18 protein-coding genes are annotated in these 16,788 nt (G+C 42.0%); 10 read left to right on the top strand and 8 right to left on the bottom strand.

The features are described from left to right. Positions 1–71: 71 nt before the first annotated feature. On the bottom strand, positions 72–1,079 hold the full coding sequence (gene recA, locus DCK90_RS07455; protein ID WP_108245554.1) for a recombinase RecA: 1,008 nt from the start codon (positions 1,077–1,079) through the stop codon (positions 72–74). A gap of 266 nt (positions 1,080–1,345) precedes the next feature. Between recA and trhO the strand changes: the two genes are divergently transcribed. From trhO to DCK90_RS07415, 8 genes are all read left to right on the top strand, one after another. Further along, positions 1,346–2,377, top strand: a complete 1,032-nt coding sequence (gene trhO, locus DCK90_RS07450) for an oxygen-dependent tRNA uridine(34) hydroxylase TrhO (protein ID WP_108245553.1) — start codon at positions 1,346–1,348, stop codon at positions 2,375–2,377. Between the two features lie 102 nt (positions 2,378–2,479). Beyond that, positions 2,480–3,640 (top strand): PSP1 domain-containing protein, encoded by a 1,161-nt coding sequence (locus tag DCK90_RS07445; protein WP_108245552.1) that lies wholly within the window; start codon positions 2,480–2,482, stop codon positions 3,638–3,640. Next, complete coding sequence (locus DCK90_RS07440) at positions 3,630–4,121, top strand: gliding motility lipoprotein GldH (RefSeq protein WP_108245551.1); 492 nt, start codon at positions 3,630–3,632, stop codon at positions 4,119–4,121. Before DCK90_RS07445 ends, DCK90_RS07440 begins: the two co-directional genes overlap by 11 nt. Next, positions 4,121–6,445 (top strand): penicillin-binding protein 1A, encoded by a 2,325-nt coding sequence (locus DCK90_RS07435; RefSeq protein ID WP_108245550.1) that lies wholly within the window; start codon positions 4,121–4,123, stop codon positions 6,443–6,445. Before DCK90_RS07440 ends, DCK90_RS07435 begins: the two co-directional genes overlap by 1 nt. A gap of 103 nt (positions 6,446–6,548) precedes the next feature. Continuing rightward, a complete protein-coding gene (locus DCK90_RS07430; protein WP_108245549.1) occupies positions 6,549–7,256 on the top strand; it encodes a CoA transferase subunit A in 708 nt (235 codons plus the stop codon). 78 nt (positions 7,257–7,334) lie between these two features. Further along, positions 7,335–7,631: a four helix bundle protein gene (locus DCK90_RS07425; protein ID WP_317046406.1), complete on the top strand. Its 297-nt coding sequence runs from the start codon at positions 7,335–7,337 to the stop codon at positions 7,629–7,631. Positions 7,632–7,668: 37 nt separating this feature from the next. Beyond that, the gene (locus DCK90_RS07420) at positions 7,669–8,322 is read left to right on the top strand and encodes a 3-oxoacid CoA-transferase subunit B (protein ID WP_108245548.1); all 654 of its coding nucleotides are present in this window, start codon (positions 7,669–7,671) and stop codon (positions 8,320–8,322) included. A gap of 324 nt (positions 8,323–8,646) precedes the next feature. Further along, a complete protein-coding gene (locus tag DCK90_RS07415) occupies positions 8,647–9,162 on the top strand; it encodes a GNAT family N-acetyltransferase (protein ID WP_108245547.1) in 516 nt (171 codons plus the stop codon). On the opposite strand, the gene DCK90_RS07410 is transcribed toward DCK90_RS07415, so the two are convergent. Continuing rightward, complete coding sequence (locus tag DCK90_RS07410) at positions 9,151–9,471, bottom strand: hypothetical protein (protein ID WP_108245546.1); 321 nt, start codon at positions 9,469–9,471, stop codon at positions 9,151–9,153. The two genes, DCK90_RS07415 and DCK90_RS07410, sit on opposite strands and share 12 nt — an antisense overlap. A gap of 140 nt (positions 9,472–9,611) precedes the next feature. Between DCK90_RS07410 and DCK90_RS07405 the strand changes: the two genes are divergently transcribed. Then, the gene (locus DCK90_RS07405) at positions 9,612–10,313 is read left to right on the top strand and encodes a helix-turn-helix domain-containing protein (RefSeq protein WP_108245545.1); all 702 of its coding nucleotides are present in this window, start codon (positions 9,612–9,614) and stop codon (positions 10,311–10,313) included. Here DCK90_RS07405 and DCK90_RS07400 read toward each other — a convergent pair. The 6 genes from DCK90_RS07400 to DCK90_RS07375 form a co-directional block, all read right to left on the bottom strand. Continuing rightward, positions 10,288–10,776, bottom strand: coding sequence for a very short patch repair endonuclease (locus DCK90_RS07400; RefSeq protein WP_108245544.1), 489 nt, complete (start codon positions 10,774–10,776; stop codon positions 10,288–10,290). The genes DCK90_RS07405 and DCK90_RS07400 overlap by 26 nt on opposite strands. A gap of 68 nt (positions 10,777–10,844) precedes the next feature. Then, on the bottom strand, positions 10,845–11,591 hold the full coding sequence (locus DCK90_RS07395) for a succinate dehydrogenase/fumarate reductase iron-sulfur subunit (protein ID WP_108245543.1): 747 nt from the start codon (positions 11,589–11,591) through the stop codon (positions 10,845–10,847). Between the two features lie 6 nt (positions 11,592–11,597). After that, positions 11,598–13,601: a fumarate reductase/succinate dehydrogenase flavoprotein subunit gene (locus DCK90_RS07390; protein ID WP_108245542.1), complete on the bottom strand. Its 2,004-nt coding sequence runs from the start codon at positions 13,599–13,601 to the stop codon at positions 11,598–11,600. Positions 13,602–13,603: 2 nt separating this feature from the next. Then, on the bottom strand, positions 13,604–14,269 hold the full coding sequence (locus DCK90_RS07385) for a succinate dehydrogenase cytochrome b subunit (RefSeq protein ID WP_108245541.1): 666 nt from the start codon (positions 14,267–14,269) through the stop codon (positions 13,604–13,606). A gap of 235 nt (positions 14,270–14,504) precedes the next feature. Then, entirely contained in the window at positions 14,505–15,122 is a 618-nt protein-coding gene (locus DCK90_RS07380) for an SIMPL domain-containing protein (RefSeq protein WP_159075788.1), read from the bottom strand. Between the two features lie 62 nt (positions 15,123–15,184). Continuing rightward, positions 15,185–15,799, bottom strand: a complete 615-nt coding sequence (locus tag DCK90_RS07375) for a collagen-like protein (protein ID WP_108245539.1) — start codon at positions 15,797–15,799, stop codon at positions 15,185–15,187. 254 nt (positions 15,800–16,053) lie between these two features. Here DCK90_RS07375 and DCK90_RS07370 point away from each other — a divergent pair, with 254 nt between their 5' ends. After that, positions 16,054–16,788 (top strand): LytR/AlgR family response regulator transcription factor, encoded by a 735-nt coding sequence (locus DCK90_RS07370; RefSeq protein WP_159075787.1) that lies wholly within the window; start codon positions 16,054–16,056, stop codon positions 16,786–16,788.

The following is a 16,788-nucleotide window of genomic DNA, read 5'->3' as shown; positions in this document are numbered from 1 at the left end:
GCAGTATGCGTAGGGGTTGCGTAGGATTTTCACAACCAAAAGTTAAACTCCCTAAAAAATCGATAAAAGGTTTATTCGCTTAAGGCGGTTATGGCTTCCTTAATTTTGCTTTCCAATTCTTCGGATAGCTCTGGGTTGTCAACAAGAAGCGCTTTTACGGCATCTCTTCCCTGTCCCAGTTTGGTGTCTCCATAACTGAACCAAGAACCGCTCTTCTTCACGATTTCATAGGCAACTCCCAAGTCGAGGATTTCTCCGATCTTGGAGATTCCCTCGCCGTACATAATATCGAACTCAGCGGTTTTGAATGGAGGGGCCACTTTGTTTTTTACCACTTTTACCCTGGTCTTGTTCCCTTGGACATCGCCATCGGTACTTTTAATTTGAGTGGAGCGTCTAATGTCCAGTCGGACGGAAGCATAGAACTTAAGTGCGTTACCACCCGTTGTGGTTTCGGGGTTACCGAACATTACGCCGATTTTTTCCCTCAACTGGTTGATAAATATTACGGTACATTTTGTTTTACTAATGGTAGAGGTCAGTTTTCGCAAAGCTTGGGACATCAAACGGGCATGCAATCCCATTTTGGAATCCCCCATTTCTCCCTCGATTTCACTTTTAGGTGTCAATGCCGCAACGGAATCCACGATTACGATATCGATGGCCCCGGAACGTATTAGGTTATCTGCAATTTCCAATGCCTGCTCTCCATGATCGGGCTGGGAAATGATCAAGTTATCAATATCCACCCCTAATTTTTTGGCGTAGAAACGGTCAAAAGCATGTTCAGCATCGATAAACGCTGCAATACCTCCTGCTTTCTGCGCTTGTGCAATGGCGTGCAATGTCAATGTGGTTTTACCGGAAGATTCCGGACCATATATTTCAACCACCCTTCCTTTGGGGTAGCCACCAACACCGAGGGCAATATCCAATCCCAAAGAGCCAGAAGGAATTACTTCTACATCTTCAACAACGCTATCGCCCATTTTCATGACAGCACCTTTACCGTAGGTTTTGTCCAACTTGTCCAACGTAAGTTTTAGGGCTTTTAATTTTGCTTCTTTCTCTTTGCTCATGGTAAAAATTGTTAGGAAGGCTAAAATACCATTTCTTTCCACATGAAAAAAAGGGCACGCAACCTTTTTAATAACAATACATCTTAAGGACACTAACTCATCTCCATAGGGCCATTTAGGGCTCGCAATTGCTATGAGGAAGAAAATTCAGCTATGAAAACGGTAATGGATTAAGGGGGCCTTCGCGGCCCTTTTAATTTACTCTCCCTTTAATTTTTATCTTTGCAGAAATTTTAGAACCATTCTTTAACTTAATTAAGTATAGCATGCAACTGTACAACACATTAAGTGCAAAAGAAAGGGAAGCTCTTATCGAGGAGGCCGGAAAAGAACGGCTTACCATCTCTTTCTATCAATATGCACGAATCGGCAATCCGCAAATTTTAAGAAACCATCTTTTTTTGGCTTGGAACGACATGGAAGTTCTTGGAAGGATTTATGTCGCACACGAAGGGATAAATGCCCAATTATCCGTACCCGCAGAAAACTTTAATGTATTCAAGGAACATTTGGACAGCATTGTCTTTTTAGAAAATGTACGTTTGAACATTGCCATAGAGCAGGACAACAAGTCTTTTCTAAAATTGAAAGTAAAGGTCAGGGACAAAATTGTGGCTGATGGATTGAACGATGACACTTTTGATGTGACCAACAAGGGAATCCACGTTGGTGCGGAACGGTTCAACGAACTTATTGAAGATAAGAATACGGTTTTGGTGGATATGCGGAACCACTACGAAAGTGAGATCGGACATTTTAAAAATGCCATCACGCCCGATGTGGACACCTTTCGGGATTCTCTTGATATTATAGAACAGGACCTTGCCGAGCACAAGGAGGACAAAAAACTGGTAATGTACTGTACCGGGGGCATCCGTTGTGAGAAGGCCAGCGCATACTACAGGCACAAAGGCTTTAAAAATGTATATCAGTTGGAGGGCGGTATCATCGAATACACCAGACAAGTGCGTGAAAAGAAATTGGAGAACAAGTTCTTGGGAAAAAACTTTGTTTTTGACCATAGAAGGGGAGAACGTATTTCTGAAGACGTGATTGCCCACTGCCATCAATGTGGAAAACCTTGCGACACCCATGTCAACTGCGCCAACGAAGCCTGTCACCTGTTGTTCATACAATGTGATGAATGTGCGGAGAAAATGAACAATTGCTGTTCGGTGGATTGTATGGAAGTACATGCATTGCCCTATGAAGAACAAAAACGTTTGCGCAAGGGCAAGGGAGCTAGCAATAAAATTTTTAAGAAAGGGCGGTCTCCGGTTCTTAAATACAAGAAGTAGTATTTCAATGCTGCAACAAATTGTGTTATATTTACAACTAGTAATTTTTATGAACCCTTTTTAGGGAAGCCCATTAAGTTTCCTTAAATCAAGATATTATATATGGCGTGTAGCAGTTGTTCAACCGGCAAGGATGGACAACCGCGTGGTTGCAAGAACAATGGTACTTGCGGCACTGATGGTTGTAACAAGCTGACAGTCTTTGACTGGCTTTCCAATATGTCGTTGCCCAACGGTCAAAAACCTTTTGATTGCGTTGAGGTACGTTTCAAGAATAGTAGAAAAGAATTTTATAGGAACACGGAGAATCTCACTCTGTCCATTGGGGATGTAGTGGCCACACAATCCAAATCTGGACACGATGTTGGCGTGGTTACCCTTACCGGCGAATTGGTACGTATTCAAATGAAACGCAAAAAAGTATCCATCGACGACAAGACTATCCCTAAAATTTACAGAAAGGCAACACAACGGGATATTGACATCTGGCAAAAATGCCGGGATAGGGAAGAAGAAATAAAAAAACGTTCTAGGGAAATAGCCATTTCGTTAAAGCTCGAAATGAAGCTCAGCGATGTGGAATTTCAGGGAGACGGTTCCAAAGCAACATTCTACTATACTGCTGAGGATAGGGTTGATTTTAGACAATTGATCAAGGATATGGCCAAGGCCTTTGGAATCCGTATTGAGATGCGTCAAATCGGTTACCGACAAGAAGCCCAGCGATTGGGTGGTATTGGATCGTGTGGTCGTGAGCTTTGCTGTTCTACTTGGTTAACGGATTTCAGGTCCGTGAGCACGGCATCGGCACGTTATCAGCAATTGGCCTTGAACCCTCAAAAGCTGGCTGGGCAATGTGGAAAGCTTAAATGTTGCCTCAACTATGAGTTGGACATGTATCTGGAAGCATTGAAGGATTTCCCACCTTCTGACAGTAAGCTCAAGACCCAAAAAGGATTGGCCTTTTGCCAAAAGGCAGATATCTTTAAAGAAACACTATGGTTTTCGTATAAAGATGAACCAGCAACTTGGCACACACTTTCCAAAGACCAAGTTTTGGAAATTCTGGAACTTAACAAGAAAGGCGATAAGGTTGCCAGTCTTGAGGAGTACGCCGCAGATAATATAGCGGAAGAAAAAACTACTTTCGAAAATGTCGTAGGCCAAGACAGTCTTACCCGTTTCGATAAACCCAAGAGTAAGAAGAGAAGAAAGAAGAAGCGTAGAAAACCAAAATCTAAAGCACCCCACAATGCAAAATAAATTTTTGTTTCTCTTGGTTGTGATTCTTACCCTGTCGTCTTGCAACGAATTGTTGGTTTATTCAGATTATAAACCGGTTAAGGAAGCAAAATGGGAGATGGGTCAGAATGTTGACTTTCAATTTTCTGAACTGGATTCTACCCAAACCTACAACATGTTCATCAACATTAGAAACGATGATAATTTTGCTTTCAGCAATCTATTTTTGATAACCGAGTTAGAATATCCGAGCGGAAATACCGTTAAAGACACGTTGGAATATAGAATGGCGGAGCCCAATGGTGAATGGCTTGGTAAAGGAATGGGCAGTATTAAAGAAAATAAACTTTGGTTCAAGGAAAACATCGATTTTCCCGATTCCGGCGTATATAAGGTGAATATTTCCCACGCCATGCGAAAAAATGGCGATGTGGAGGGCCTCCATGTTTTGGAGGGAATAACGGATGTTGGTTTGGAAATAGAAAAAGCACCAAAATTATAATGGCAAAGAAACGTCAACAAAAAAAGCAGCAGAATTTTTTCCCTTTTATCAAGTGGTTTTGGATTATATTCGGAGCAGGCGTCCTATCCGTAGTACTTATTTTTCTATTGGCCTCTTGGGGAGTGTTTGGGGAAATGCCAACCTTTGAGCGTTTGGAAAACCCCGAGACCAACTTGGCCACCGAGTTTATCTCCTCTGATGGCGAAACCTTGGGGAAACTATACTTGGACGACAACAGAACTTGGGTAGATTACGAAACCCTTCCTCAAAACATTGTAGATGCCTTGGTAGCTACCGAGGATGCCAGATATTACGACCATTCCGGTATTGATGCGCGTGGTTTCGCAAGGGCATTGGCCTTTTTGGGCACAAAGGGTGGCGCAAGTACCATTTCGCAGCAATTGGCGCGACAGCTTTTTGTAGGGGTTAGATCCAGAAACCTATTTGAGGCAGTTACCCAAAAAATTAAAGAATGGGTAATAGCTACCCGTTTGGAACGGAACTATACCAAGCAAGAGATTATCGCCATGTACCTTAACATATATGATTTTGGGTACAATGCGGACGGTATTCGTTCTGCTTCCAGAATTTATTTTGGAAAAGAACCTGCCGATCTCAAAACCGAAGAATCTGCTGTTTTAGTGGGCATGCTCAAGAACTCTTCGCTGTACAATCCAATGCGGCGGGAAGAATTGGTATTTAACCGTAGAAATACCGTGCTTGGTCAAATGGCAAAGTATGGATACATCAGCGAAAAAGAGAAGGACTCATTGCAGAGCAGGGAGATGAAAATCAATTTTAACCCTGAATCACACCGAGAAGGATTGGCCACCTATTTTAGAATGTACATGCAACGCTATTTGAACCAATGGGTTCGTGAAAACCCAAAACCAGATGGCGAAACCTACAATATTTATTTGGATGGACTAAAGGTGTATACGACCATCGACTCCAGGATGCAGCGTAATGCGGAAGAAGCCGTACAGGAACACATGAGTAATCTGCAGGCGGAATTCTTCCATCAAAATACACCAGATCGCAACCCTACCGCTCCTTTTTTAGATTTACGAAAAGGAGAAATAGATACTATATTGCGAAATGCCATGAAGCGTTCTGCAAGATGGCGCCATTTGAAGCGAGAGGGATTGTCCGAGAAGGATATCGAAGCCACTTTCCATAAACAAACGGAAATGACCGTTTTTGATTGGAACAGCGATTCCTACGAAAAAGATACCATCATGACCCCGATGGATTCCATCAGATATTATAAAACTTTCTTACGTACCGCCATGATGTCCATGGAACCACAAACAGGGCATGTGAAAGCTTGGGTAGGTGGAATCGATTATAAACATTTTCAGTATGATAATGTAATTCAAGGTTCAAGACAGGCAGGTTCTTTATTTAAGCCTTTTGTATATGCCGCTGCCATTGACCAATTACGATATTCTCCCTGTTATACCCTTCCTGATAACCAATACAGTATAGAGCCAGGAAAGCATGGGAACATGTTGGCTTGGACTCCAAAGAATTCTGATGGAAAATACTCAGGTGAAGATATGACCTTAAAGAACGCATTGGCCAATTCGGTAAACACCATCACAGCTCAACTTATTGACAGGGTGGGGCCAGGAGCGGTAGTTTCCATGGCAAAAAATATGGGAATCACTAAGGAAATCCCTGCAGTGCCATCCATTGCACTCGGTACTCCAGATGTGAGCGTTTATGAAATGGTGGGGGCTTTCGGAACCTATGCGAACCAAGGAGTGTATGTGAAACCAGTAATGGTTACCCGTATCGAGGACAAAAATGGTACTGTGCTGTTTGAATACAAACCCGAAACCAAGGATGTGCTGAGCAAGGATGTTGCCTATGCGATGATCAACCTTTTGGAGGGTGTTACACAATACGGTTCTGGGGGACGTCTAAGGCATACTTACGGAAAGAACAACACCGTATATAAGGAAATTATAACTGGCTACCCATACGAATTGACAAACCCGATAGCAGGTAAAACAGGAACCACACAGAATCAGAGTGATGGTTGGTTTATGGGAATGGTACCAAATTTAGTGACCGGTGTGTGGGTAGGTGGAGAAGATAGGTCCATCCACTTTAACCGTTTGTTATACGGACAAGGTGCAGCCATGGCTCTGCCTATTTGGGGACTTTACATGAAGAAGAACTATGCCAACGAAGAAATTGGGGTCTCAAAAGATGCTTTTGAGGCGCCTGAGGAGATGTCCATTAATTTGGATTGTTCACAACTGCAAAAAGATGAAAATGTCGATACAGATGATGATTTGGATGACCTAGACTTCTAGTCCGTCCAATCCGTTTTGATAAAATAAAGCTCCAAGCATATCTTAATTTGCTTGGGGCTTTTTTATTTAAATCGTAATTTCAGGGAATATTAATACGAATGCTATGATCAATAAAAAAGTTGCCAATGTATCCGATGCCTTGAAGGGAGTAGAAGACGGAATGACGTTCATGTTGGGTGGGTTTGGCCTATGTGGAATACCAGAGAACGCCATAGACGAACTCGTGCGATTGGGCATTAAAGACATCACTTGCATATCCAACAATGCCGGAGTGGACGATTTTGGACTTGGACTGCTGTTACAAAAACATCAAATCAAAAAAATGATATCCTCCTATGTGGGCGAAAATGACGAGTTTGAACGTCAAATGCTCAGTGGGGAACTAGAAGTGGAACTCACACCTCAAGGAACGCTTGCAGAGAAGTGTAGGGCAGCCCAAGCGGGTTTCCCTGCATTTTACACCCCAGCCGGTTACGGAACTGAAGTGGCCGAAGGCAAAGAAACTAGGGAGTTCGATGGTAAAATGTATGTTTTGGAGCCCGCATTTAAAGCAGATTTCGCTTTTGTCAAAGCTTGGAAAGGAGATGAGGCAGGCAATCTCATCTTTAAAGGGACAGCGCGTAATTTTAATCCTTGCATGTGTGGTGCGGCTACAATTACCGTGGCCGAGGTAGAAGAACTACTTCCGGCAGGAAGTCTGGACCCTAACCAGATTCACATTCCCGGAATATTTGTACAGCGTATTTTCCAAGGCAGGAAATATGAGAAGAGAATTGAGCAACGAACAGTGCGAAAAATGGAATCAATGTAATAAATGAACTAATGGTTAAAAGGGAAAATATCATCGTTACCAAATCCGTTGATTTTGCCTTGATGATAATTGATTTTTGTGAAGTTCTGGAAAATAGAAAAAAATTACGTTGTTGCCAATCAGTTATTAAAAGCTGGCACCAGTATTGGAGCAAATATCCATGAGGCGCAGAATGCAGAAAGTAGAGCGGACTTTATCCATAAGGTGAAAATAGCCCTGAAAGAATTGGAAGAAGTAAAATATTGGTTGACCCTTTGTGAAAGAGCGGAAAGTTATCCTTTTGAAACCAGTTTAAAGGAAAATGTCAACGAGTTGGGATTGATTATGTATAAAATTATAAGTACGAGCAAGAGGAATCTTAAGAAGCACAATTGATTCATTGCTCCATTAATAGAATTAGAACATTATTTATATGTTGGATAAAAACGGAATAGCAAAGCGTATAGCAAAAGAAGTTAAGGACGGATACTACGTGAACCTTGGTATAGGAATACCGACTTTAGTGGCCAATTTCGTGCGGGACGATATCAGTGTAGAATTTCAAAGTGAGAATGGCGTTTTGGGCATGGGCCCTTTCCCGTTTGAAGGAGAGGAGGATGCGGATATCATTAATGCAGGAAAACAGACCATTACCACATTGCCCGGCGCTTCGTTCTTTGATTCTGCAACCAGTTTTGGCATGATACGTGGACAACATGTTCACTTAACCATTTTAGGTGCCATGGAAGTGGCCGAGAACGGTGATATTGCCAATTGGAAGATTCCCGGAAAAATGGTTAAGGGCATGGGAGGCGCTATGGATTTGGTAGCATCTGCGGAAAACATCATAGTAGCAATGATGCACACGAACCGCGATGGCGATTCAAAACTTTTAAAAAGATGTATGTTGCCCTTGACTGGTGTAGGATGTGTAACCAAAATAGTGACGAATCTTGCCGTGTTGGAAGTAACGGACCAAGGATTTAAACTTTTGGAAAGGGCACCAGGCGTTTCCGTGGAGGAAATCAAGAAAGCAACCGAAGGTAGGCTGGTTGTGGATGGAGACGTTCCGGAAATGAGGATTTAATAAATATGCACCGCATTTTTACAACATTTTATAGCTATTACACAACAATAGTTTTAGAATACCATTCATCGATTATATATTTGGTTATATCGAAATTTTTACCCAAATTAACACCACCAAAACCGATTTGACCATGGCCCTAAAAACACAGACTACAATGGACGAGAACGTCCAAGTTTACCGAAACGATTTTTTCACAGGATTTATGCTTTTGATTAAAAAGCTTTTTATGCTTTAAATCAGTTACATCCCCCTGAAAAATTTGGAGCCAACACCTTGTTCGGCTCTTTTTTTTGCTATAATTTTAAGGCAAACCATTCACATATGCCGCTTCACTTTCGGGAATGCGAGGGTGCCGATTTGGATACTTTGGTAAATATATCAAAAAGCACCTTTTCCGATGCCTTTGAAAAGGACAATGACCCTGAAGATTTCCAGACCTATATCAATGAGGCTTTCCATTATAAAAAGCTAGCCGCCGAACTCGCAAATAAGGATAGTCTTTTTCATTTTGTTTATGATGATGAGACTCTGGTGGGTTATTTCAAACTTAATATTGAAACCGCCCAAACTGATATAAAAGACCCTGATTCTGTGGAGATTGAACGTATTTATGTGCTGAAAGAACATCAAGGTAAAAAAATCGGCTCGTGGATGCTTAAGAAAATAGTGACCCAAGCAGAATCATTAAAGAAGAACTACATTTGGCTAGGAGTTTGGGAACACAATCCAAAAGCCATTCAATTTTACCAAAGGCATGGCTTTGCCAAGTTTGGGGAACACCCTTATTTCATTGGCTCAGATAGGCAGACCGACTGGTTGCTCCGGCTAAATATTTAGTAGTCCACCCAGATAAACATTATCCCCCTCGGCCTGTAGTTTATACGCCACGGAATTTTCAAAAGCGGCATGCATCAACAGAGAGATTGCCTTTGCGTTTAATTTTGTTAGACTATTTGTTCTGTATACTACATCACGAATGGTGGAAAAGCTTACGTTGCTCTGTATGGCAATATTGGCCAAATCGTTTTTAGAAGTGTTTCTACGTAAAGTCTCAGACAGTTTTTCACTAATCGGCTTGCCGTAATCTTCATCTTTAAAGATCAGTTCGGTTTTAAGGAGTGGCCCAAGGCCTTTTATAGAACCCATATATAATTCAAGTTTAAATAATTATATGTCGGGGTCAGATCCTATTTTCTATATTTGGCTTGTAACCCAATTACAGAAAACTAGATAAATTGCTGCGTCGAGTGCATATTGCGTAACAATATTACACAATATAGAAATAAATGTATATAATTAAGCAGTTACGAAGAAAAAATAATATAAGTCAATCGCAATTGGGCAAGGAAATCGGCGTGAGTCTTCGTACCATACAGCTCTACGAACGCAAGGATGCAAACATCCCGATTAAGAATCTAACCAAGATAGCCGAATATTTTGGCCTTACCATTGCCGAGCTGTACATGCACGAGGTGAACGATATGGGCGAGGCTTATACCAAACGTCAACCATTTACCAAGCATGGAAGTGTTTTTTACCCATTGGAGCATGGTAAATATTTGGTGATGGCTCCTTTGATATTGGTAGAATGGCAAAAAAAATATATTGAGAATTTACGGAAGGACAACTTCAGCAATCCATTTCAGGGTGGTTTTATCATTGATTTTTTAACGGAAGAACCCCACCGTATATTCGAAGTATCCGGTGATTCCATGAACGATTCCAGTGCTGAATCCATTCCGAACAAAGCATATGTTCTTGGACTCGAAATCAAAAAAGAATTGTTGACCCGAAACGAAACCTTATGGCACCAGTCCTATATATTGGTTTGTGCGGATAGGATTATCTGTAAGCAGCTTACAGGGTATAACAAGGAAAAAAAGACCTTACAATGTCACAACCTGAATACTTCACCGGAGTTTCAGGATTTTGAGCTATTGTTAGAAGAGGTACTACAGGTATTTAAGATTGAGAAAAAGCAGTTTTGACCTCGTTTAGATGGGTGAGTACCTGTTCCAAACATCCATCCAGATTCTTTTTTACCTCGGTTTCCCAGAATCGGAATACGGTGTACCCTTTATCCTTTAGGGCTTGATTCACCTCTTCATCACGTTGCATGTTACGTTCAATCTTTGGAATCCAGAATTCACGGTTGGTCTTGATTTTTTCTTTTCGTTCTTCCCAATTATGGCCATGCCAATATTCCCCATCAATAAATATGACGGTCTTATACTTTTTAAGGGCGATATCCGGCTTTCCAATGAGTTTTTTGTAATCGATGCGATATCTATAGCCCGATTGCCATAACGCCTTTCTAAAGACTAATTCTGGCTTGGTGTTTTTACCACGGATTTTTCCCATGATCTTGGAACGCTCCGGTGTCGTATAGAAACCTGATTCCTCATTGAACCGAGGGACTTTGATGCGTTCTTTTGGGTATTCTTTGGGCATACCGTAAGATAACAAAAAACCCAAACTCCTATTGGAATTTGGGTTTTGTATATAGAAATATGATTTGCTTATCCTTTTAGCGTAGCGGATAAATATTCACGGTTCATTCTAGCAATGTTGGTCAATGAGATACCCTTTGGGCATTCCACTTCACAAGCTCCGGTATTGGTACAGTTACCAAAACCTTCCAAATCCATTTGGCGGACCATGTTCTGAACGCGCTCGGTAGCTTCAACCTGACCTTGAGGCAACAGGGCAAATTGCGATACTTTAGCAGATGTGAACAACATGGCACTTGCATTTTTACAAGCGGCCACACAAGCTCCACAGCCAATACAGGTAGCAGCGTCCATGGCTTCGTCCGCAGCATGCTTATTGATTGGAATGGAATTCGCATCGATGGTATTTCCGGAGGTGTTCACGGAAATATACCCGCCAGCTTGCTGTATACGGTCAAAAGCGCTACGGTCCACGATCAAATCCTTGATAACGGGGAATGCAGTGGCTCGGAACGGTTCGATAACAATGGTATCCCCATCGTTGAACTTTCTCATGTGCAGCTGACAAGTGGTTACCAATCTGTCCGGTCCATGGGGCTCTCCATTTATTTGAAGCGAACATGTTCCACAGATACCTTCCCTGCAATCGTGGTCAAATTCTACGGGTTCCTCTCCTTTGGAGACCAATTCTTCGTTTAGGATATCCAACATTTCCAAGAAAGACATATCTCCTTCTACACCGTCAAGTGTATAATCAACTATTTTTCCTGGTGTGGATGCGTCCTTTTGACGCCATATTTTTAGATATAATTTCATAGCTTCTTATTTGTAGGATCTTGTCTTCAGTTCAATGTTTTCGTATACCAAATCCTCTTTGTGCAATTCGGCATCCTTGGGCTCGCCCTTATATTCCCAAGCGGCCACATATTTAAAGTTTTCGTCATCTCGAAGCGCTTCTCCCTCCTCGGTCTGGTATTCTTCACGGAAGTGGCCTCCACAAGATTCGTTTCTGTGTAGGGCATCTTTTGCGAAAAGTTCGCCCAACTCCAAGAAATCGGCAACGCGTCCAGCTTTTTCCAGCTCTTGGTTTTTAGATTCGATACTTCCCGGAATTTTCACGTTCTCCCAGAAATCTTTTCTAAGGTCGGAAATCTCCTTGATGGCTTCTTTCAATTCCTTTTCGTTACGAGCCATACCACATTTGTTCCACATGATCTTGCCCAGTTTCTTGTGATAATAATCCACGGAATGGATTCCTGAACCGCTCATCAACTTTTCCATTCTGTCGCGAACCTGTTTTTCAGCTTCGTCAAACTCTGGAGAATCGGTTGGTATTTTTCCGGTTCTGATATCTTTTGACAGATAATCCCCAATGGTATAAGGCAGTACAAAATAACCGTCTGCCAATCCTTGCATAAGGGCAGAAGCACCCAAGCGGTTGGCGCCGTGGTCGCTAAAGTTGGCCTCACCGGCAGAGTAACAACCAGGAATTGTGGTCTGTAGATTATAATCCACCCAAAGACCTCCCATGGTATAGTGTACAGCGGGATAAATCATCATTGGGGTCTTATATGGATTTTGGTCCACAATTTTTTCGTACATCTGGAACAGGTTGCCATATTTGGCCTCAACAACTTCCTCTCCCAATTTGGTGATGGTCGCCTTGTCTGGGTCTTTAAGACCAGAGGTCAAGGCCTTTTCTTTTCCGTAACGCTCTATAGCGGACGCGAAATCCAAGAATACCGCTTCTCCGGTTTTGTTTACGCCAAAGCCGGCATCGCATCGTTCCTTGGCAGCTCTTGATGCCACATCACGGGGAACAAGGTTACCAAAGGCAGGATACCTTCTCTCCAAATAATAATCCCTGTCTTCTTCGGCCAGTTCTGTCGGTTTCTTTTTGCCTTCCCGTATGGCAATGGCATCCTCCATTTTCTTGGGGACCCAGATTCGTCCATCGTTTCTAAGGGATTCCGACATCAACGTCAATTTGGATTGATGGTCACCCGAAACAGGAATACAAGTTGGGTGAATTTGAGTGAAACATGGGTTGGCAAAGAAAGCTCCTTTTCGGTGCGCTCTCCATGCGGCCATAACATTACTCCCCATGGCGTTGGTGGAAAGGAAGAATACGTTTCCGTACCCTCCTGTTGCCAGAACAACGGCGTGGGCACTATGCCTTTCAATTTCGCCACTTACCAAATCCCTAGCGATGATACCTCTTGCTTTTCCATCGACCAAGACCAAATCCATCATTTCATGACGGTTAAAAGCTTGAATCTTACCACGGTTTATTTGACGGTTCATTGCGGAATAAGCACCCAACAATAATTGCTGACCGGTCTGTCCTTTGGCATAAAAGGTCCTTGATACAAGTACCCCACCAAACGAACGGTTGTCCAACATACCACCATACTCGCGGGCAAAGGGTACCCCTTGTGCCACACATTGGTCGATGATGTTTCCGGAAACCTCGGCCAAACGATAAACGTTGGCTTCGCGTGAACGGTAATCCCCCCCTTTTATGGTATCGTAGAAAAGACGGTAGTTGCTATCCCCGTCCCCTTGATAGTTCTTAGCTGCATTGATTCCCCCTTGGGCAGCAATGGAGTGTGCCCTACGTGGAGAATCTTGATAGCAGAAGGTTTTTACATTGTAACCCAACTCGGCCAAAGTAGCTGCAGCGGCACCACCTGCAAGTCCTGTACCTACAACAATGATGTCAATATTCCTTTTGTTGGCTGGGTTAACTAGATTGATGTCATTTTTATGCTTGGTCCATTTGTCGGCCAACGGCCCAGATGGAATTTTAGAATCCAATATGCCCATACTTAATGTGTTATTGGGTTAAGGTGGTGGTACAAGGCGATAAAAGCGAATGCCAAGGGTACCACGACCGCAAATATTTTAGCAAATTTTGTGAATCCAACGGTGTACTTGTTATTGGCACCCATGGATTGGAAAGAGGAAGCGAAACCATGCCACAAGTGCAAGCTAAGCAACACAAAGGAAACCACGTAAAGAATGGTTCTCCAGAAAGGAGCAAATTTCTCCACCGTTTCATGATAGTAACGTGTTGGGTCCTCAGGATTGGCCTCCACATATTTGTAGACCATTTCGTGTACCCAAAAATCATAGAAGTGCAACGCCAAGAAAGCAAGGATGACCAGACCTGAATAAATCATGTTTCGAGAAACCCAGGGCGCATTTGCACTACCTTTGTACTTAATATAGCCTACATTCCTGGCCTTTTTGTTCTGAATCTCCAAAACAAAGCCCATCACAAAGTGTACGATGACACCTGCAATTAGAATTGGTTGCATCAAGAACTGAACTATGGGGTTGTAGCCCATAAAGTGGGATGCTTCATTAAAAAAATCAGGGGAAAATACCGAGGCCAAATTAATGGTCACGTGAAGAATCAAAAATGTGACCAAAAAAAGACCCGATAGGGCCATAACATATTTTCGGGCCAACGAAGATTTTATCAAACTCATTAGAAGTTAGTTTTTACACAAATTTACGGCACGAATGAGTTTTTAACAAGTAATAAACAAGTAGACCCCCCTTATTTAGAAACATTATAGGGAAGGGGCAAAGCTTTGAAAATGATATATTAAAACTGCTAAAAGGGACTTGGGCTAAAAATTTTATTGCGTTGAAAAAGATAGAGCTGGCGGAAAATGGTAGCAAAGGCAGCTATTAGGTATTTAAGAATATCTGGATTGGAGTTTATTTTGTTTTGAACACCACTTGAAGGGAATAGATGTATTCATTGACCGGGCGATCATAATATATGGCCGTTTCCACCTGCTCGTTCAGATGTTGATTGTCTTCCACAGTAACTACATCACCGAGTTCCTTGCCAAGGGCCAAGGCGATCAAGGACGCTTTTAGTTTAGCATCTTCCATTGCTTTACCATAGAGCAATTTTGCTCCGTTCTCATCAATTTTTAAAACTGCCACACTGTTTAAACGCTGAAGCCCCAAAGATTTTATGCTCAAAAAAATTTTCATTTTTTCGATGGAGGGAGTTGAAAACTCATAAATAACACCTTCCTTGTCGTATCCCATGGTTTCAAAGCCAAACTCGTGTGGATTTTTCTTGAGCTCTTCCCAAGCAATACCGTTCAGTTCAAGGGCTTTTTGGTAGAGAGACCTCAGTTCCTCGAAATCCATGCCGTCCGAAGCATAGCTAGAGTATGCAGGACTTATTGAAACCGTGGCTTTATAGGTGGGAGAAGAATCTGTGTGGATGGCCCTGGCCAATACTTTAATGGTAGCGCTTTGTTCTTGGGCGGCCATTGAAATGGACATCAATGCCAAGAGAACGTATAATAATTGTTTCATCTTTATATCGGAGCTTAAATAATAGGTATGTTTTGAATTAGGGGGAACTTTATGATACCTGATTATTCAGGAATGTTGAAATATTCGATGACTTGTTCGTAGCTCATTTTAGAATAATCCACAGCACTTGAAGCAGATTTATCAGGAGCAGATACCCCGCCGGGAATGAGTACATACCTGAAGTCATCAAAATAGGTAAACACGTTGGTTCCTCCATCAGAGGTCACTGCTTCTGCATATAGTGCTATGAAACCTGAACCTTGGTTTAATCTATACCTATATATTTCATTTTGGGAAACTAGCTCAAAGGGCAATTGATAGACCTCGTTTGATATTACATTGATTTCATGTCTTCCATAGACAAGGAGAACGTCGTTTGCATTGTTGAATTCAGCTAATCCAAAGGAAACCAACAATTGGTCGGATTCTTCGGCTGCAGCAAGACCACCAAATTCGGATGCTATCCAATCCGAGTATATCACATTGGCAGTACCTGTTTCCCCTTGCTCCCCTTGTTCACCTTGGGCTCCGGCAGGCCCTGCGACTCCTTGTTCACCTTGAGGCCCTTGAGGTCCAACGGCACCATCCTCACCATCTTCTGATGAGCAAGAGACGATCAATGCGACCGACATTGCTGTTAAAAAGAATGTTTTAATTGATAATTCACTTGTTTTCATGTTTAAATTTTTTGGGTTTCAACTGGCAAATTAGAATGGATTGACCAGCTCAAGAACTCGCTCCTTACTATATGTATGTATGATTATGCTGATCGATGGTTTTCTGTTACCGATGGAGTATTACATTCTTTTTTAGGTAAGTTTTACCATCTGTACAGCATATATGCATCTTATACACCATTTTATGTTAAACATCACTATAGGTGGGTTTTATAACGATTCAAGTTATAATTTGGAACAAAGAAGAAACCATCATGAGGGTAATTATTGTGGATGACGAGTTGGCTGCCATCAATAGCCTTTCTTGGGAATTGAGAAAACACTCGGACTTTATCTCGATCATTGAAACGTTTACCTCCCCGGTAGAGGCCATATCTGGAATCAACTATTTAAAGCCCGATTGCGTTTTTTTGGATATTGAAATGCCCGAAATGAGCGGGTTTTCCCTTTTGGAAAAATTGGAATACCGCAACTTCGCCGTTGTAATCACTACAGCGTACAATCAATATGCCATCAGGGCAATTAAAGAGAGTGCGGTGGATTACCTTTTGAAACCGGTAGATCAAGATGATATTTTGGGCGTTGTGGAAAAGCTGAAAAAATTGAACGGTGCACAAAATTTTAAACACCAATTTGAACAGACTTTTGAAGCCCTTTCCCGGGCAAGTTCACCACAGATTGTTCAGATTCCTGTAAGTGGAAAAATCTTGTTCCTGCGTGTGAACGAAATCGTGTATTGCGAATCGGACGGGAATTATTCAAAAACCTTTTTGGAATCGGGAGAAGAGTTGTTGGTATCAAAAAAATTGAAGGAGCTGGAGGACATGCTTCCCAACCGAATGTTCTTCAGGGTACATAATTCCTATATTGTTCATTTGCTCAAGGTGAAGGAGTATTTACGGTCCGATGGATATTTGGTATTGTTGAACCAAAAGAAAATACCCGTTTCTAGAACCAAAAAAGAGGCTTTTTTAAACAAGATGAGCTAA

This window comes from Muricauda brasiliensis, from assembly GCF_003057865.1.
GTDB classification, from domain to species: Bacteria; Bacteroidota; Bacteroidia; order Flavobacteriales; family Flavobacteriaceae; genus Flagellimonas; species Flagellimonas chongwuensis.
The sequence above is the reverse complement of the archived record's forward strand: the minus strand, read 5'-3'. Positions and strand labels throughout refer to the sequence as shown.